17 protein-coding genes are annotated in these 18,875 nt (G+C 49.3%); 5 read left to right on the top strand and 12 right to left on the bottom strand.

What is annotated here, in order from left to right; translation table 11 throughout:
• Nucleotides 1-14: 14 nt before the first annotated feature.
• Genes BN1247_RS01200 through BN1247_RS01190 form a run of 3 tightly spaced genes read right to left on the bottom strand, consistent with a single transcriptional unit; the run spans nucleotide 15 to nucleotide 2,570 of the window.
• Nucleotides 15-860, bottom strand: coding sequence for a 3-hydroxyacyl-CoA dehydrogenase family protein (locus BN1247_RS01200; RefSeq protein WP_054948745.1), 846 nt, complete (start codon nucleotides 858-860; stop codon nucleotides 15-17).
• Nucleotides 861-903: 43 nt separating this feature from the next.
• On the bottom strand, nucleotides 904-1,635 hold the full coding sequence (locus BN1247_RS01195; RefSeq protein WP_054948744.1) for an ABC transporter permease: 732 nt from the start codon (nucleotides 1,633-1,635) through the stop codon (nucleotides 904-906).
• Nucleotides 1,632-2,570, bottom strand: coding sequence for an ABC transporter ATP-binding protein (locus BN1247_RS01190; protein WP_054948743.1), 939 nt, complete (start codon nucleotides 2,568-2,570; stop codon nucleotides 1,632-1,634). The genes BN1247_RS01195 and BN1247_RS01190 overlap by 4 nt, the downstream gene beginning before the upstream one ends.
• A 56-nt stretch (nucleotides 2,571-2,626) precedes the next feature.
• On the opposite strand from BN1247_RS01190, the gene BN1247_RS17880 reads away from it, so the two are divergent.
• Nucleotides 2,627-2,887 carry a hypothetical protein gene (locus BN1247_RS17880; protein ID WP_187119686.1) on the top strand — a complete coding sequence of 87 codons (261 nt, stop codon included), beginning with the start codon at nucleotides 2,627-2,629 and terminating at the stop codon, nucleotides 2,885-2,887.
• Between the two features lie 194 nt (nucleotides 2,888-3,081).
• Here the strand turns inward: BN1247_RS17880 and BN1247_RS01185 are convergent, their stop codons facing one another.
• The 4 genes from BN1247_RS01185 to BN1247_RS01170 form a co-directional block, all read right to left on the bottom strand.
• On the bottom strand, nucleotides 3,082-3,774 hold the full coding sequence (locus tag BN1247_RS01185) for an ABC-2 family transporter permease (RefSeq protein ID WP_054948742.1): 693 nt from the start codon (nucleotides 3,772-3,774) through the stop codon (nucleotides 3,082-3,084).
• On the bottom strand, nucleotides 3,746-4,711 hold the full coding sequence (locus tag BN1247_RS01180) for an ABC transporter ATP-binding protein (RefSeq protein WP_054948741.1): 966 nt from the start codon (nucleotides 4,709-4,711) through the stop codon (nucleotides 3,746-3,748). Before BN1247_RS01180 ends, BN1247_RS01185 begins: the two co-directional genes overlap by 29 nt.
• 210 nt (nucleotides 4,712-4,921) lie before the next feature.
• The gene (locus tag BN1247_RS01175; RefSeq protein WP_054948740.1) at nucleotides 4,922-5,647 is read right to left on the bottom strand and encodes a 4'-phosphopantetheinyl transferase superfamily protein; all 726 of its coding nucleotides are present in this window, start codon (nucleotides 5,645-5,647) and stop codon (nucleotides 4,922-4,924) included.
• 36 nt (nucleotides 5,648-5,683) lie between these two features.
• Nucleotides 5,684-7,237, bottom strand: coding sequence for an MDR family MFS transporter (locus BN1247_RS01170; protein ID WP_054948739.1), 1,554 nt, complete (start codon nucleotides 7,235-7,237; stop codon nucleotides 5,684-5,686).
• A 382-nt stretch (nucleotides 7,238-7,619) separates the two neighbouring features.
• Here BN1247_RS01170 and BN1247_RS01165 point away from each other — a divergent pair, with 382 nt between their 5' ends.
• The 4 genes from BN1247_RS01165 (at nucleotide 7,620) to BN1247_RS01150 (ending at nucleotide 12,897) form a co-directional block, all read left to right on the top strand.
• Nucleotides 7,620-9,254, top strand: a complete 1,635-nt coding sequence (locus BN1247_RS01165; protein ID WP_054948738.1) for an ATP-binding protein — start codon at nucleotides 7,620-7,622, stop codon at nucleotides 9,252-9,254.
• The gene (locus BN1247_RS01160) at nucleotides 9,223-10,002 is read left to right on the top strand and encodes a response regulator (protein WP_074011025.1); all 780 of its coding nucleotides are present in this window, start codon (nucleotides 9,223-9,225) and stop codon (nucleotides 10,000-10,002) included. The genes BN1247_RS01165 and BN1247_RS01160 overlap by 32 nt, the downstream gene beginning before the upstream one ends.
• Nucleotides 9,999-11,069: a DctP family TRAP transporter solute-binding subunit gene (locus BN1247_RS01155; protein ID WP_054948737.1), complete on the top strand. Its 1,071-nt coding sequence runs from the start codon at nucleotides 9,999-10,001 to the stop codon at nucleotides 11,067-11,069. The genes BN1247_RS01160 and BN1247_RS01155 overlap by 4 nt, the downstream gene beginning before the upstream one ends.
• Before the next feature lie 169 nt (nucleotides 11,070-11,238).
• On the top strand, nucleotides 11,239-12,897 hold the full coding sequence (locus tag BN1247_RS01150) for an SLC13 family permease (RefSeq protein ID WP_054948736.1): 1,659 nt from the start codon (nucleotides 11,239-11,241) through the stop codon (nucleotides 12,895-12,897).
• A gap of 211 nt (nucleotides 12,898-13,108) precedes the next feature.
• On the opposite strand, the gene BN1247_RS01145 is transcribed toward BN1247_RS01150, so the two are convergent.
• The 5 genes from BN1247_RS01145 to BN1247_RS01125 form a co-directional block, all read right to left on the bottom strand.
• Nucleotides 13,109-14,002 carry a D-alanyl-D-alanine carboxypeptidase family protein gene (locus BN1247_RS01145; protein WP_054948735.1) on the bottom strand — a complete coding sequence of 298 codons (894 nt, stop codon included), beginning with the start codon at nucleotides 14,000-14,002 and terminating at the stop codon, nucleotides 13,109-13,111.
• Nucleotides 14,003-14,229: 227 nt separating this feature from the next.
• Complete coding sequence (locus tag BN1247_RS01140; RefSeq protein ID WP_054948734.1) at nucleotides 14,230-15,027, bottom strand: sugar phosphate isomerase/epimerase family protein; 798 nt, start codon at nucleotides 15,025-15,027, stop codon at nucleotides 14,230-14,232.
• 41 nt (nucleotides 15,028-15,068) lie between these two features.
• Nucleotides 15,069-15,944, bottom strand: coding sequence for a carbohydrate ABC transporter permease (locus tag BN1247_RS01135; protein ID WP_054948733.1), 876 nt, complete (start codon nucleotides 15,942-15,944; stop codon nucleotides 15,069-15,071).
• 90 nt (nucleotides 15,945-16,034) lie between these two features.
• Nucleotides 16,035-16,928, bottom strand: coding sequence for an ABC transporter permease (locus BN1247_RS01130; RefSeq protein WP_054951434.1), 894 nt, complete (start codon nucleotides 16,926-16,928; stop codon nucleotides 16,035-16,037).
• A 139-nt stretch (nucleotides 16,929-17,067) separates the two neighbouring features.
• Complete coding sequence (locus BN1247_RS01125) at nucleotides 17,068-18,645, bottom strand: extracellular solute-binding protein (RefSeq protein ID WP_054948732.1); 1,578 nt, start codon at nucleotides 18,643-18,645, stop codon at nucleotides 17,068-17,070.
• Nucleotides 18,646-18,875: the final 230 nt, after the last annotated feature.

Genomic DNA, 18,875 nt, shown 5'->3' with positions numbered 1-18,875 from the left:
TTAAGTACTCCTCTCTAATAGGTGTAAAACCCTCTTCCGCTTTTTCGACCTAGTAACCCCGCTTCAACCATCTTCCTTAAGAGTGGGCAACATCGAAACTTCGGATCTTGATAATCTTTATATAGCACTTCTAAGGAACGTACGACCGTATCCAACCCGATTAGGTCAGCCGTTTCTAAAGGACCCATTTTATGGCCATATCCCTTCCTAAACATAGCGTCTATTTCTTGCGGTCCAGCGATATTCTCTTGGACTAAAAATGCCGCCTCATTCATAAATAGGTGAGACAAGCGGTTAGACACGAATCCAGGGGAGTCCTTGACGACAATCGGGAATTTCCCGAGGCTCCGCAAAAACTTTTCGGCGGCCTCAACGGTTTGCTCAGACGTATGAAAGCCGCGAATAGTTTCCACCGTATCGTTAAGGGGAACAGGATTCATGAAATGCATGCCGATGACCTTATCGGGGTAGGGCACGCAAGCGGCCAGTTTCGTAATCGAAATACAGCTCGTATTAACTGCAAAAATAGTGTCTGGCCCGCATACGTCGCTCATTTCTTCATAGAACTTACTTTTTGCCTGCCAATCTTCGGTAATGTTTTCGATGACCCAAGCGGCCTGATCAAATCGTTCGTAATCCCTCGTAAACGTGATCCGTCCCAAAATATCTGCTGCATCCCATTCACGTACTTTCGGCGAAACGATGCGGTAGTTGCGGATGTTTCGCTTTATGGCCGCTGGTGCCCCACTCAACACCTCTTGGTCGATATCCACTAAAATTACGTCATATTTATGAGAAGCCAGAGTGGCGGCCACATCTAAGCCCATCACTCCAGCTCCGACAACTGCTATTACCGTCATTTTTGCGCCCCTTCGTCAATGATCGACAATTCCAACTGCCTTCTCATTTTTTCGATAAAATGAGGATTGCTCCCCCGTAACCGAGCACACACCATATCGTCAAATTAATATAGTCTCCGATGCCGGCAGTAAAAGATGAAGCTGCTAACGAAGCCCGCATAACTTCGGCCATTGAATACATTGGCAGAACCACATGAAGCGCTTGTAGCCACTCCGGAAGGCGATCCATAGGAAAGTTAATAGGCGAAAACATAAGCGCACCAAAGATCAGCACTTGGGAAAGCGCCATTGAACCTTGTGGAGGTAACAAGTAAGAAAACCCATATCCGACCCCAATACAAGTTAAGGCAATCAATAGTAAAGCCGGAATGACGGTCCACGTCACGTGATATCCTGGATTAAAAATGAAGTGTGCACAAACGGATGCCACAGCGATCCCCGGTAGCGTAATTAACAGCCACGTCAATGTGTCCGCTCCAAGAATTACCGCGCGATTCACTGGCCACGTGCGCATAAATTCGATATACCCTTCCATCTTTGCGTTGGCGATTTGTTGCGGCAAGATCACTAGTCCGGTAATAATCAATATGAGTGTCGGGGCACCCGTCGCTAAGAAGAGAATGCTCTCCGTATTTGGATTCGGTATCAAGTATGTAAAACCGATGACGATCCCTAAGGAGATCATTATTTGAATGATAGTAAAAAACACTAGATAACCAGAACTCCTTAGAAACTGTATGGCAAATACACTTTTAAAGTCATTTACCGCATTCATACTGCAACTGCCTCCTTATCCGAGGTTAACTCGACATACACATCTTCGAGTGTCGTTGGCGATATCGAGTAGTCTAGAACGGTACCTTCATCGATGCGTCTTCTGGCCCATTCAACAACTTCGAGAGCAGAACGTTGTTCTACCGAAAAAACTAACCGGGTACCTTTGCGATGCGAGGAAAGCGCAAAACTCGGGATGTCGAACTCTTCAAACTCGGCAGCCAAGCTTACCTCAATCCTTATTTGATTGCTAACGGAGCTTTTCACTTCAGAAGGCGTTCCTTGGGAAAGGAACTTCCCTTTGTGCAAAATGGCCACTCGGTCGACGGCCTTCTCAGCTTCCAGGACGTTGTGAGTGACTAAAATGACAGAAGTGCCATCGTCGGTAAGCTTGCGAATCGTATCCCACAAGTAACGCCGACGCATCGGATCGACATCGTTAGTCGGCTCATCGAGGATGACGATCTCACCCGGAACGACGACCGCCATACAAAAAGCTGTCAGTCGACGGATACCTCCTGAGAGTTTCTCGCCTTCCGTATTGGCCCACCCCTGCATATCTAAAGCCTCAAATAATTCATTCATGCGCCGTCTCACTTCACTCTTTTTCCCCTTGCGCATCGAACCCATTATCGAAACTGCTTGTGCGGGAGTCAAATTTCCGAGCGGTATTTGCGACTGTGGCTGCACGGAACAAATTGACCGAGCTCGTGCCGGCGATTCGGCAACAGACTTCCCTAACAAAGTGATCTCTCCGGATGTCGGGGTAAGTAACCCCAAAATCTGGTTAACGAGTGTCGTTTTACCCGCCCCGTTGTGACCCAACAACCCAAGGATCTCACCCTTTTGCATGCTAAATGAAAGATTGTCATTGGCTACTACTTTGGTCTTCCCGTTAGAGAAAACTTTAGTTACTTTTTCGACATTTAGAACCATAGTTACCTCCATATTCCTTTATTCTTTTATTACTTTTATTCAATATTGTTGCATAAATGAACACAGATTTACCCAAAAATAAACTAGATAGCAGAATAACACCTTTAGACAAAAACTGTCGTTATTTTGACGCGCTGTCACGCGGCCATCCGAAATTGCAACGAATTATTTCTCATGGAAGCGGTTTAAAGTTAAAACAAGGGAAATTTGTTGATTTTCTTGATGTGTTGATCTTGACCCATTGGTGTGTTTATCCTGACTCACCGCTATGTGTGTTTCTTAAAAAAGTTGCCCCGTTTAAAGGCCAATTTACATGACGTTTAATCAGAAGCGACCACCCTTTCACTGCAAGGGCTTTCACTAAACCAAATACGACTGATCGGGTTGCTACAGTATTAACGATTCGTTTGATTAACGAATGTTAACGACCTTTATTATATTTAATTATAATAAGGTCGTCAAGCATCATTTGGTAACTTTTTTCGCTTCTCTTGAAGAGGCGGACGTTTCGTTAGAACACGTCGGCCATTTCTACATCCCGAACCGTCATCAAAGTAAGATGGACACCGACGATTGCCAGAACTAGCGGTACGTAAATAATAGAGGCAATCGAAAAAACGGGATTGTGCGAGCTAATGAGTAAGGCGATCACCAACGATGAGGTGATCGTGACGGGAACTGATTGCTTTCGCAGACCGAAGTACAAAGGAATTAGACTTGTTCCCGTTGCACCAATCGCGTAGATCACGATAGTAACTAACTGTCCCATGAGCATGTCAACCGTAATTGGTGCAGCAATAAACTGGAATGACGCATTCGCGACAATAACGATCGACATGATGATGACGTTTGAAAGAACGATCGTAAAAAAAGTCAAACCGACAACACAAAGCACCTTAGCTGCAATGAGTCTTTTCCGGCTAATCGGATACATGAACATGACATGGATCGTCCTGTTCTTGAATTCTTCGACGACGAGTTTCACGTGTAGGACCGCAGCAAATACAATAAAAGTGCCCCGCACGAGAATACCGGGGATAATGAATATTTCCTCAGTGTCAGAAAAGAAAAATTCCACTTCTAGCTGTGCAATGAAAATTATAAGGGCGGTTATGGCAAGAATGATGACGTTTGCGATTACTGCCCCCTTCACGTACCAACCTAACTGAGCCTTTTTAATTTCCAACTGCATTATTTTGATCATTTGCATCCCCTTTCCAACTATTCTGTTTATTATGCTGTTGCAGTAGGCTGAAAAAGTGTTCTTCTAGCGATTTATTCTTTTTACTAATCGACTCAATTTCAATGTCGTGTGCGATCAGAACTTTAGTTATGTCGTTTTGCGAATACGATGCTGCATTTATGCGAATCGTATCATCACTTGCCATCGTACATGTGAGCTTCAGCTCTCGGTCGAGGACAACACACGCCTTTTTCGGACTAGGTGTTACTAATTCAACATACGCCGTGTCTTTCCCGCGAATTTTCGACATAGATACTTCTTCAATCATCCGGCCATCCTTAATGACGCCAAGCGTATCTGCCAACTGTTCGACCTCGTGCAACATATGGCTAGAGATGAGCAACGTGGTACCGTGTTCTCGACTTAAAAAGCGGAACAATTGTATGACCTTTTTAATCCCTGCAGGGTCCAAGCCATTGATCGGTTCATCCAAAATGAGCAGCTCTGGTCTAGTTAAAATAGCTCGTGCGATGCCAAGGCGCTGCTTCATTCCTAATGAAAAAGTGTGAACCGGGGCATCTGCACTCGCCTCTAGGTCAACGAGTTCCAACGTTTCGCCGATCGCACGTCGATCGTTAAGCCCCATGTAGTCGCAGTGTATAATCAAATTTTCCTTGGCTGTCTTTTTCTCGTAAAAAATCGGGTATTCGATCATGCTACCAATTCTGCGTAAATATAAAAAAGATGAAGGTTGGACTGGCTCGCCAAACAGTTCAATCGTTCCTCGCGTCGGCCGCACCAAGTTGGTCAGTATTTTCATAAACGTCGTTTTACCGGCACCGTTCGGACCGAGAAAGCCGTAAATTTCGCCCTTTTCGATCGTCATACTCACCTCTGAAACGATTTCCTTTCCTAGAACGACTTTCGTCAATCGACTCGTTCTTACAATATCTGCCACCTAATCACTTCCCTTCTCAAATACATTTAGGTAATCATTCCTTTCTTCTCTTGCTACTACTTCACTATTCTTACGACTTATGTGTACATCCCCTCTTATTCAAGTATTCCCACCAATTATAATATACAACTTCGGCCGATACAATAAAAAAAATCGCGTTGTTTATTTCCCGACTCTCAAAGAATTGTATATATACAACGGCAGTACTGTTTAAAGCACACGATGTAATTTTAGGTGAGAACGTTTAGGAAGACATATAGAACCTACATAATCGGCAAAAAACCAGCTGACTACTTTGTACTGATGAAATTCCTTAAACTCCAATATGTATACATTTTCCATTTGCTGCATGCTCTTTATTGCATATAAGTAGGGTGAAACTGTAAAACCTGTTCTTAAAACTTTTGAAAGCGCCTCCTTCGCACTCCAAGATAAAGTCAATCCTGTCACGTTTAGCAACAGGTGATCGTATAGTTGCGTCAAATCCTCATTCGTCATGACGGATTTAAGACTGTCTTCTAGCTTCCCTTCTACTTTTTCAATATCAATCCCCATCGGATGAGTCTCCGGAAAAGCAATCGCCGCCCCTTTACTAGCTGCATGCGTAATGCTTACTTGAATGTTGTGTTTATTATTGTGGTGGTACAACACTGGTTGGTTGAAAACGCCACTTAGAATAGAAATTTTCTTATAGTCGCTCTCACCGAGAAGGACACTCGCAGCTTTCTTGGCCGCATATCTTCCTAACAAATATTCTCGCTTTCTTTTATGTGCTGTGTACCCTTCATAAACTAACCGTTCACTGTCACTCAACCACGGGAATGGATGCCATCCTGCCTGTTCTTCTACCTGCGAATAAGTGCTAATTACACTAGCTACTGGGATCGATTTATTTTCCCTCGTAACCTCTATTTCCAAAAAATTATTTTTAACCAATGATATTCTCCCCTTAGTCAAACTACCCACACATCCTCACCGATTCGTCGTGCGCAATTTAATTTCCTTCAGAAACAACGTCAAAACGAAAGCGACCGCAATCACACACGCGCCAGTGAAGAACACGCCACTTAACGCGGTCCCTAGTGCCCCGCGCAACTGGTCGATCAGCTCGGCCACAACCGGTTGTGCCCCGGACGGAAGTCCTGCCTGTAGTTGAGCCAGCTTATCGTGGTCCATCAACAATTGTGGGTTTTGCAGTTCGTCAAGTTGTCGCTGTAACTGCGGCAGCTCGGCAGCTGTTGTCGCGTGGTTGGTCATTTGCCGCGCCACTAACGCGTTCATAATTGACCCCATTGCAGATACGCCGACCGCTCCCCCTAACTGGCGAAACAGTTGGGCGGACGATGTCGCCACGCCGAGGTAACTGTGCGGGATCGCATTTTGCACCGTCAGGGTAAAGATCGGAAAACACGTGCCGAGGCCGAACCCGATGACGATTAAACACGCGACGACAAACGACGGGTGTACGCCCGCACTCAAAAAAGTCGCAGCCACCAACCCACTTGCCATAATCGCTAATCCGCCAAGTGCTAATTTCTTGTACTTCCCAGTCTTTGTCACGATTTGCCCGCTAATCGCACTGCCGGAGACGTTACTGAGCGTCATCGCCATCATCATAAAGCCAGAGGCGGTTGCCGTGGCCCCCATTACACCTTGAATGAAAAACGGCATGTACATAATCGTCCCAAACATCCCGACGCCCAACATAAACCCGACAATGTTAGAAATCGTGAAAATGCGGTTCGCAAATAAATGGAGGGGCAAAATTGGGCTTTTTGCCCGCCGCTCGATGAAAATGAACAGTATAAAGGCGCCTGCGGACGCGGCTAACAGCCCGAGGATAACCGGCGACAACCACGCATAGGCAGACCCCGCCCACGAAACAGCGAGCAACAGCGGGACAAGAGTCAAGACGAGCACGAGGGCCCCAATGTAATCGACCGTCTCGCCCTCACGCTTCGCCTGTGGTGGAAAGAGCCACCAAATGAGACCAAACGCGACCAATCCGAACGGCAAAAACACCCAGAACACCCAGTGCCAATGAAAATGATCGACGATGTAGCCGCCGAGCGTCGGCCCGAACACACTAGCGAGGCCGAAGGACGCCCCCATCAACCCTTGCCAGCGTCCCCGTTCCCGCGGTGGAAAAAGATCCCCGACTGCTGTAAACGCTGTCGACATAATCATGCCGCCGCCTAACCCTTGGATGCCGCGATATGTAATGAGGTGGAAGATTGTGCCGGACGTGCCGTTCAAAAATGCCCCTAACGTAAACACGCCGAGCCCAATCAATATAAACGGTTTACGGCCGTAAATGTCCGACAGTTTGCCGACGAGAATCGCTGTAATACTGGAGGCGAGCATAAAAATCGTAAACACCCAGTTAAAGTACTGCATCCCGCCGATGTCGGCAACAATTTTCGGCAGTGCAGTCCCGACGATCGTTTGATTTAAAGCGACAAACAAAAGCGTAGACATGATCGAAATCATAATCGTCACTTTTTTGCGCGTCGTCAATTCGTCCAATAGCTTCCTCTCCTTTTTACCTCTATGAATCGTTTTGCTGCCCCACTTTTGTGAAACGCTATTGTCTCGTTATTGTACTAGGAAAGCTCGCCATCTGACAAACCGCTTATGATCGTGAATCTCCCTTCCTTGCGGCAAAACGTACACCATCCTTTCCACATTAAGACGTGCGTCGTTTTCTCCGCTCCCGATCCGCGAGTCGTTCAATCACAGCAGAAGCAAAGGAAACTTGTTATACTAAGAATTGACTAGTGACGCGTTTGAAGCGCGTTGTAACTGAAGAAAAAGTGATGGCCAATCGTGTTAACTGGCTCATCGACAATCGACAGCGAGCGGCATGTGACTAATACACCTAGATTGCGAGGGGAGATGAGCTGACCCAGTGAAGAGATTCAGACAACTGCCGATCAAGTGGAAAATTACAGTGCTTTCATGTGGAATTGTCCTTTTTTCGCTGCTGATCGGTACGATCATCTCCCTCGGGTACATCGCCAAGACGAAAGAAACGCAGTTAAGTGAACGGTCAATGGTCACGGCGCAACTCGTCGCCCAATTGCACACCGTGCAAGAAGCGGTGACAGAGCGAAACGCAGCCGACATTTTGCAACCGCTCGCGCAACGCATTCGCATTATAAACAACGACGATTACATTATAATATTGAATATGGACAAAATCCGCTTGACCCACCCGAACCGAGAGCTACTCATGACTCCGTTTCAAGGTGGGGACGAAGATGCGGCCTTTAATGAACATATTTACATTTCCAAAGCGAAGGCGCGCGAAGGGCTGATCATACGGGCATTCGTGCCGATCCTAAACGAGCGGAACGAGCAGGTCGGCGTCGTCGTCGTTGGCAATCGGCTGCCAACGATCCCCGAACTAATCGGCGAACTCGGCCCGCAAGGCGTCGTCGTCCTCGTCATCGCCCTCGCGTTCGGGCTATGGGGGGCGTGGATGCTCGCCAGTCACATTAAGGAGCGGACGTTTAATATGGAACCGGAAGAGCTCGCCCGCACCTTGCAGGAAAAAACGGCAACGTTCAACGCGATTAACGAGGGCATCATCGCCATCGATGCACACGAACGCATAACGGTGATTAACGATGTCGCGCGGCACATGCTCGGCGTCCGCGGCGCAGCGGTCGGTTTACGTATTGGCGACGTCATTCCCGATACGCGCCTGCCGGAAGTGTTGCAGTTGGACGAGCCGCTGTTGCAACGGGAATTTTACATTCAAAACCGTCTCGTGTTCAGCAACCGCATTCCGATTAAAGAACAAGGTAAGACGATCGGCGCGGTAGCCATCTTTCAAGATAAGACCGAAGTGACGCGGCTGGCGACGGAACTGACCGGGATTCAGTCGTTCGTCGACGCACTACGCGTACAAAACCACGAGTATGCGAACAAATTACACACGATCGCCGGCCTCATTCAACTGAACTTAAACGAAAAAGCGCTGCAATATATTTTTGACCTGTCTCAGGAGCAGGCTCAAGTGTCCCAGCTGTTCCGTACCCAAATTCGGGACGAGAGCATTGCCGGGCTGTTACTAGGCAAAATTAGCCGGGGTAACGAACTGGACGTGACGATCACCGTAGACGCCGACAGTTCGTTTACTCGCTACCCGGAAGGGATCGACCGTCACGATATCGTGGTCATCCTCGGCAACCTAATCGACAACGCCGTCGACGCCGTACACGCTGCCGACCGTAAGGAGAAAAAAGTTATCGTCTACCTCGGCCAGGCAGACGACGAACTAATCATCTCCGTACAAGACAACGGCAAAGGGGTCGATGCTGCTGTCAAAGAAACGATGTTCGTGCGCGGCGTATCTACGAAAGCAAAAAATGGACGAGGTATTGGACTATTCCTAGTCAAAGCAATTGTCGACCGCGTCGAAGGAGACATTGAAATGGAAAGCTCAATCGGTAAAGGGACAACGATTTCAGTACGCCTCCCGATGTGGCGAAAGCGGGGTGAACGAGATGGCGGAGGACATCCGCGTGCTACTCATTGAAGACGATCCGATGGTGCAACAAGTGAACCGTCTATTTATCGAAAAAGTGGACGGATTCCGCGTCGTCGGTGCTGCCGCCAACGGCAAAGAAGGAAGAGCTAAAGTCGCCGAGTTACGGCCCCACTTAGTGCTTCTCGACGTGTTCATGCCAGAAGAAGACGGCGTTACCGCTCTGGGCGAATTGCGAAAAGGCGCGTACGACGTCGATGTGATCGCCGTCACGGCGGCCAACGACACGGAAACGGTTAAAAAAATATTGCGGCAAGGGGTCGTTGACTACATTGTCAAACCGTTTACGTTTGATCGCTTGCAGCAGGCACTCATGCAATACAAACACCTCCATCAGCGGCTGGAACAGCAGGAAACCGTCTCCCAGACGCGGTTGGACGAAGTGCGCCTACCACACGAAGGCGCTCACACGCCGAAAAAGACAAACAGACAAACGTTGCCCAAGGGGATCCAGAGACACACGCTGGAACAAATTGTACAGTACATGCAGCGCGTGCAGGAGGCGCAGTCGGCAGAAGAAATCGGCGACGCCGTCGGCCTCGCTCGCGTCACCGTGCGTCGCTATTTACAATACTTAGAAGAGGCCAATGCAGTCACCGTGCAACTGCATTACGGGACGATCGGCCGACCGGTGCAACGCTATCGCTACGTTTCCGAGGACAGCAAACCTTTAACACGAGAGGCACCTGTAGGTAGTGATCCTGCAACATCGGAGACACCTGAAGGTGATACACAATGAAGCGCATCACCGCCATCGTTTCTTTTCTCCTACTCGGTATTCTTACTGCCGTCTACGTCGGTTTCGGTTTTCCGGGAGGGAAGAACGACCTGCCAATCGACCGCGAATTGGAAGGCCTCGAAAAAAAATACGTGATCCGCTTTAGTCACGTCGTCGCGAGTGACTCCCCGAAAGGGCTCGCGGCCAATTATTTTGCCGACCTCGTCAGTGAAAAAACGAATGGTTGGGTCGAAGTGCAAATTTTCCCGAACGGCGTCCTATACGACGCGCAGCAAGAATTTGCCGCCCTCAAACGGGGAGACGTGCAAATGATCGCCCCTGCGTTTTCCGAAGTGATGGTGCACGATGTCAACTGGGCGATTATGGACATGCCTTACTTATTTGCGGACGACGACGACATTCGCGCCGCCTTGGACGGCAACATCGGGCAGCTGTTGCTGGAAAGCTTACAAGCAAAAGGGTATCTCGGCCTCACTTTTTGGGAAAACGGATTTAAGCAGCCCATCAACCGCGAATGTCCCATCCGCCGGCCAGAAGACATGAACAGCTTGCGCATGCGAATCATGCCGAGTGAGGCGCTTGCCGACATGTATACGCTACTCGGCGCCCAGCCGCACCCGGCACCGTTTAACGAAGTGTACCAACTGCTGCACGAGCGTTCGATCGACGGGACAGAAAACACGCCGACGAACATTTATACGAAAGGCTTCTATAAAGAGCAACTGTATCTAACGGTGACGAACCACAATTACCTTGGTTACGTCGTCATCGTCAACGAGTCTTTCTGGAACGGGTTGCCAAGGGACTACCGCAAGGCTGTGCAAGAAGCGCTTGCAGAGGTTTCGCTCAAGATGCACTCAGAAGCAGTCGCCTTGAACCGCAAACACTTGCAAAAGCTCACCGATTCAACGCTCGACGTACACGTTCAGTCAGCGGCGGAAAAAAGGACGTGGATCGAGGCGCTCAAGCCGCTCTATGCGAAATACCGCGCACTCATTAGCCCAGATCTTGCAGCGGAGATGAAAAAACTGCAACAGCGAGAACAAAAAGAACAAAAAGACCAATAAGGACAAATCAGGACAAAACGGTTGGAAGCGCTCTATACTTTATTTATGAACATTCGGTGGCGTTGCCTGAATGATTACATTCATTAAGTGATTTTATTCACCTCGCTATTGATTCAAGCTGTTAACAAAGGCACCGAATGTGACAACGATCGAAGAGGAGGAGACTCACATGAGCGCTTCACCAATTGCTGCTGTCTGGCAAGCGCTTTGGCACGCACACGACCGGACGAAACAACTACTCGCCTTTGCAGTTGGAAGAGGAGAAGCGAGTGCACGGACAACTGAAGGTAAACCTAATCTCACTGTCGAAGAGCAACGACCGCCGAGCCGCAGGCCCGCTTACCGCCCGGCACAAATGATCGGATTAGTACTCGGTCCAACTTTGTTCCTCGCCATAATGGCGATCGCTACCCCGACGGGGATGACTCCCGAAGCGAAGGCGGTGCTCGCAAGTACTCTGTGGATTGCTACTTGGTGGATCACGGAAGCAATTCCGATCCCCGCTACTTCGTTGTTGCCGATTATTTTGTTTCCGCTCACAGGTGCGTTAGAAACGAAAGCGGTCACAGCCGCTTACGGCAATGACACGATCTTTTTATTCCTTGGAGGGTTTCTCATCGCCCTAGCGATGGAACGGTGGAATTTGCACAAGCGGATCGCCCTGTCCATCATTTCCGTCATCGGTACGAGTACAGAACGCATCGTGTTAGGGTTTATGGTCTCGACCGGCTTTTTGTCGATGTGGATCTCCAATACGGCGACAGCGATGATGATGGTGCCGATCGGTACAGCAATCATTTATCAAGTGTCGGAAGCTTTCGCCCGCGAACACAATCGGATTATTAAGCAACAAGACTTCCAATTCGGTAAAGCGATGATGCTCGGAATCGCCTACTCTGCGTCTATCGGTGGCTTAGGGACGTTAATCGGGACGCCGCCGAACACGATTTTAGCGGCAGTCGTCGACGAGATGTACGGCGTCAAAATTTCTTTCGCCACATGGATGCTGTTCGGTGTCCCCCTCGTCGTCATCTTGCTGTCGCTCGCTTGGCTCTACCTCGTAAAAGTCGCCTTTAAGATGGAGACGAAACAACTGCCAGGCGGCTCCAAATTGATCGAGGAACAGAAAGAGGAACTCGGCCGCGCGACGTACGAAGAAAAAATGGTGTTTGCCGTCTTTATTACGGCCGCGTTCTTGTGGATTAGCCGTTCATTCCTCATTAACAAATGGCTGCCGGCCGTCGACGATACAATCATTGCCATTTTTGCGGCTGCGGTGCTCTTCCTGATCCCGTCGCGCAACAGTCGAGGCAAGTTTTTACTCGACTGGGAAGTGACGAAACAGTTGCCCTGGGGTATTTTACTCCTCTTCGGGGGCGGCCTCGCCATTGCCGCTGGCTTTAAAGAGACGGGCCTAGCAGATTGGATCGGCGAGCAACTGACTGTCATGCAAGGCGTGCACTTCGTGCTCATCCTCGCCGTCGTAACAGCGCTCGTTATTTTCTTGACGGAAATTACGTCCAATACGGCTACGGCTACGATGATTTTACCGATTATGGCTGCCCTAGCCACTGCCATGAACGTGCACCCGTACAGCTTAATGATTCCTGCGGCGATCGCTGCTTCATGTGCCTTCATGTTGCCGGTAGCGACACCGCCTAACGCCGTCGTCTTTGCCGCCAACTATTTAAAAATGACGGACATGGCAAAAGCAGGCTTTTGGATCAACATCGTCTCCGTGATCATAATCGTCGCACTCGTCTACTTCTGGCTCCCCGTCTCGTGGGGAATCGATTTAACGAGCTTCCCAGCGATCTTTAAGCCTTAAAAATAAACATGTGCCGCTGCAGTTTGCCTTAGAACAACTGCACGCGGCACTTTTTTTCTGTTTATCAACCGGCCGCCCCCTGTCGGTTCGGTTGCTTTTCCATCCGTTCGGTGACCACCTTGAATACGTCATCCATAACTTCAAGCACTACTTCTACTACCTTAAAGCTTACTCTTACGCTTAAATCTTACTCTTACGCTTAAAGCTACTCTTACGAATCTGCGTTCGCTTGCAGTGCGATGAAGTTCAACGGATGAAAGCCGTAAGAGAGCAACTTCTTCGTCTCAATAAAGCGGCTTTTGATCGAGTCTGTCCCCATAACGACTGAAATGACACGCTTCTCGCCCCGTTTCGCCGTGCCAGTAAAACAATACCCCGCCCCGTCTGTAAACCCTGTTTTTAGCCCGTCCACGCCGGCAAACTGCAACTCTTCCCGCCGCGTGCGAAGCATGAGGTTCGTATTGCGAATGCGCGGCCCACCGCGCTCAAGCTTATAGCGAGGGATGTTGGCAGTGCCCAGCACCTCCGGGTAATCATGCAGTAAGCGATACGCCAACTTGGCAACGTCCTTCGCCGTCATTTGCGATTCTCGGCCATGCTCGTCTAAGCCAGTAGAGTTTATAAAGTGCGTCCCTCGCGACAACCCTAATTGCCGCGCCTTTTTATTCATTAGTTTCGTAAACGCCGCCTCGGAAGAGGCGATGTGTTCGGCGAGTGCAACGGTGGCGTTATTTGCTGAGGCAATGGCCATCGCACTGTACAAATCGCGCACCGTCATTTTCTCCCCTGGAGCTAAGTCGATGCGCGAGCCTTCTGTAAGGGCAGCGTTTTCACTAACGGTAACGATTTCGTCCCACTTTAACTTACCGCGGGCGACCTTTTCCAAAACGATATACTCACTCATCATTTTCGACATGCTCGCTGGCGGCAACGGCTGCTCACTGTTTTGCTCGAACAAAATCTTCCCGCTGTGCGCATCCATCAATACGGCTGCCTTCGCTTCAACATTCGGTGAATCCAATGAGTAATCGTCGCCTAGCGAACTGATGAAGCCGAAAAATGACACAATAAATACGATAGCGTGCTTCGACAATGCAATCTTCATCGACGTACTCCTTTTACATTCACTGGTACTACTTCATCTTTCTAGTTCCGTCGTGTTTGCTCCTTGAGCTGTCGTCGTCATGGCGTGATGGGTTGATAAGGTATGTTAGCCGCTAAAAAGCGTCTACTAGTTGATTGTACTTATCTTACCACATTTATTTTCACAATCCTATGTGTCATACGTTACTCGCTCTAATAAACCTTATGCCCCCTGTGAGGCGTGTCGCCTTAAATCCTCCCGAACAAACGGTGTAAGCACTTGGCGATCGTGCGCGGGTGCGGGTTCTTCACCTCAATGATAAACGGTCCATCGTAACCGACTTCCGTCAGAGCAGCAATGACGTCGCGCCAGTCGATGATGCCGTCTCCGGGCAGCCAGTGCCGTTCGTCGACGCCGTCGTTATCGGAAAGGTGCAGCGTCACGACCCGTTTACCGAGCCTGCGAATAAACGCCGCCGGTTTTTCCTGTAATAAGTGATTGACGTCACAACAGACTGCTACATCGTCGTTACCTTGTAACAACTGCTCCATTTCGTCGCCCGTATTTCCTAAACACGTGCGCGGCAAGCACTCTGCTGCCAACTGTACGCCAAGTGTACGAGCGTTTGTGCCGAGAGTTTTAAGCGCGTCACGGCTGACGGCCAACCGTTTCGGCCGCTCGGCAAGTTGGATCGGCTCATAGCTCGGATGGATGACCGCGCAATGAATCCCCCATTGCTGCGCGTGTTTCAACAATTGTGCATGTGCTTGAACGATCTGCTCCCTCTGTACACCGTTGAGGTGGGAAATATCCCACGCGTGACCGTACGGTAAATGCATCGAAAATACTGTCAGTCCAGCCCGTTTCGCCTGCTCTACAATGGATTGATAATGCGCTGTCGCCGTTTTCCAATCTTGGGTGAACCGCTTGCCATTGAGCACTACTTCGATACAGTCGATGCCTGCGGCTTTAATCTCACCTAAATTCATCGGACCATTCAGCGACGTTCCCCATGTCCACTGCGCCGGCGCGCCTTCTTTCGGCATTGCTACACCACACCCCATACATTTTTTTGCAAAAAAGGGATTCATCCTTTAATCGAGCCGATTAACACCCCTTTGGCAAAGTGCTTTTGTAAAAACGGATAAATGATTAAAATCGGAACGGTAGCGACTAAAATCGCCGCCATTTGAATCGTCTCCGCTGGTGGAGGATGTTGCATGAGCGCTTCTTGTGCTCCCAACGTGTCGGTCGGCTTGTTCACGACGACGATTTGCCGCAACACGACTTGAATCGGCCACTTAGCTGGGTCGTTCAAGTAAAGGATCCCGCTAAAGAAACTGTTCCAGTGCGAAACGGCATAAAACAGTCCAAACGCAGCCATGGCCGGTTTAGATAAAGGTAACATGATCCGCCAAAAAATTTGCAGTTCGTTGGCCCCGTCGATCAACGCCGCCTCAGTTAGTTCCTGCGGAAGATGAAGGAAAAACTGCCGCATGACGATTAAATTAAACGGACTAATCGCCACCGGAATGATGAGCGCCCAAACGGAATCGATTAAGCCGGTCGCATTGACGACTAAGTAAGTTGGAATGATCCCCGCTGAAAAAAGATACGTAAACAAGACAAAGAATAACAGTAGCTTCCGCCCATAAATCGGCCGCGAAAGCGCGTACGCCATCGTGGATGTGAACAACAAATTGACGAATGTACCGACGACGGTTATAAAGGCGGTCACACCTAAGGAGCGAACGAACGGTTCCGACCCTAAAATATACGCGTACGCGTCGGCCACCCATTCTTTCGGCCACAGCAAGATGTCGTTCGCCATGTAGTCTTTCAACGAGGAAAAAGATACGGTGAACACATACAAAAACGGAAATAACATGGTGAGGGCGACGACGCCGAGGACGACCATGTTGAGACCGTCTAAAATACGATCGGCGACACTTCGGTGACTCATGCAACCACTCCTTCCCTTAACCTCTACGACCACGATCCCTTTGATCCATGTGCGATGGCTACTTCCGCTACGATTTATTTACACGAGCCTCTAATATAGACCCTCTTCTCCGAAGCGCTTCACTAACCGATTGATGAGGACGATCAACACGAGGCCGACGAGTCCTTTAAACAAACCGACAGCAGTCGCAAAACTGTAGTCCGCTTGTTCAATCCCTTTAAAGAAAACAAACGTATCGAGCACGTTGCCTACTTCCATATTAAACGGGTTGAGCATGAGAAAAATTTGTTCAAACCCACTGTCTAACACGTGCCCGAGTCGCAGCATGAGTAAAATGACGATCGTACTGCGAATCGCCGGAAGCGTAATGTGCCATATTTGCCGCAGTCGGCTGGCGCCGTCAACCGTTGCCGCTTCGTACAACTGCGGGTTGACGCCAGCTAACGCCGCCAGAAACAGCACCGTTCCCCAGCCCGATTCCTTCCAAATGACCTCAAGCACGATGAGCGGCATGAAGAAACCCGGTTCGGTTAGAAACGGCAACGGCGCAAAACCGAACAGACCGAGCAGCTTGTTCACTAATCCTTCGCTGCGCAAAAAAATGGTCACGATGCTAATAATGACGACCCACGACAGGAAGTGCGGCAAGTACACGATTGACTGAACGACCCGTTTGTACGCGCGGTGCCTCACTTCGTTGAGCATAAGAGCCAAAATAATCGGGACGGGAAAGGCAAAGGCGATTTGCAAAAAGGCTAAGTAAAGCGTGTTCCACAGCACTTGCAACACTTCCGCGTCTTCGAAAATAGTGCGAAAATGTTTCAAACCGACCCACGGACTGTCCGAAAAGCCGAGGAAGGGACTGTAATCTTTAAAGGCAATGACCGTCCCTAACATCGGAATGTATTTGTAGACGAGAAAGTAGAGGAGTCCAGGTAACAAGAGCAAGTAGACGTAGCGGTCGCGCCATAGCCGAGCGCGAATGCGCGCACCCCGTCCGACCTTCGATACCGGTAACCGCGAATGTGTCGTTACTCGACCTTGTTCAGTGCGCACCGTCAACCGCCTCCTTCACCTACGTCTTTGCGCCTCATACAATTTTTCTCTCGTCCCATCCCCTAAACTATTTCTCCCACTCTCCGGAGATGTTGCCCGCTTTAAGTGCTTCGTTCACTTCTTTCACAATGTCGGCACCGCCCTTTTGCAAGTATTGCTGCACCATCTCGTCCCATTCGGCAAGCGGCTTCTGTCCGGCGATCATTTTCGTTTGCTCCCCTAACAAAAACTGATCGAGTTCGGCACCTTTTTGCAAATGCTTTTCCGAATAAATGCGGAAGAACGGGTTTAAGTAGTGGGCATTCTCGTTGTGCATGTTTTCTAGCGTGCCCGCCATCACTTTCATAATCGGCACTTCGTACCCTTTGGCAAACTCGTGCTTACTTTCATCCGGCGGCCACGGCCGTTCATCAGGTAAATAATGCTTCGGGGCTAACCCTGAGCCTTGGCCCTCTCCCACCGGCTTCCCGTCTTTCATTTGATAGCCGGAGCCTTCACGACCGGCGTACCAATCGTAATCTTTGTTGTCTGGCGTATGTTCGCCAAGCGGGTAGTAACGGCGCCCAAAGTCGATCATTTCCAAAATACGCGTCACTTTATCCGGATCGCTGGCCAATTCCGCCGAAAGGGCAGTCATTTGATAGTAACTGCTACTCGCCGTATACCCTTGTGTACCGTCGGGCGCTTCAAACGGCGGGATCGCAGCTAGTTCGGCCTCCGGGTCTATTTCAGCCAAGCTTTCGTAAGGGTCTTTCCCTTGGTTGTACGCTTGCGCAGCGTAAATGCCCCCTTTGCCCGAGAAGAAAATATCGTGTGAGTCTTTATACGACATAACGGCGAAGTCTTTGTTTACCGCCCCTCGTTTATATAAATCGGCCAGCCAGGCGATCCGCTCTTTACTCCCTTCCGCGATGTGTCCCGGAATGAGTTGCCCGTCCTTGTCTTTGTGGTACCATGCCGTACCGTCCCAATAAGCGCCAAAGGCGAAACTCGGGTTAATATTTTCCGATAACACTAACCCGTACGTATCATCTTTTCCGCTGCCGTTCGGATCTTGTTTCGTAAAGGCGATGGCCACCTCTTTCAGTTCTTCATAATTTGTCGGCATGCTTAGTCCCAACTTGTCTAACCAATCTTTGCGAATAATCGGCGTTCGCAAGTGATATGCCGGGAAGTAGCGCGGAATCGCATAAATATGGCCATTTACTTTCATCGAGTCCCAGACGTGTTCTGGCACATTTTTCAACGTCGGATGGTTGGCAATGTAATCATCTAAAGGCAGGAATGCCCCTTGTTTGACCCATTTGAAAAAGTTGCCGCTCGGATGGTCAAAACCGATAATATCCGGTATGTTGCCGGAAGCGACGAGCGTCGCTAACTTTTCCTCAAAATCTTCGTACGGAACGTACTGTGGACGGTAATCGACATTGAACTTCTCGTTGATCATCGCAATCCCTTTGCCGTCTTTCGGCGGGATTTCACCGTACTTTAGATCAAACAGCGTAATGACCATTTTGTCTTTCGTTGACCCTTTTCCTTCGTTTGCCGGCGCCCCCTCCTTTTGACCGCCTGCGCCGGAACAAGCCGCGACACTGACGATGAGACAAAACGCCACTAACACGACTGCTACACGCTTAACCCTCATACAACTCGCCTCCAACCCTCTCTTTATTTGCCGCCACTATTAGTTTAGCGAGCGGTTGTTACACTCTTGTAGAAAACATGTTAATACTTTGTAAACTACGTGTAATAAGGGACGGGTCTGTTTGAGAAATGAGCGGCTTGCGACCTTTGGAGTGACTCTTGGCGGATCGAGTGGAGTGACTCTTGGCGGATCGAGTGAAGTGTTCCTTGAAGTAACCGTAGAAGTCTGGT

This window comes from Numidum massiliense, from assembly GCF_001375555.1.
GTDB lineage: Bacteria > Bacillota > Bacilli > Thermoactinomycetales > Novibacillaceae > Numidum > Numidum massiliense.
Note: the sequence above shows the minus strand (reverse complement) of the source record. Positions and strands in the feature narration are given on the sequence as shown.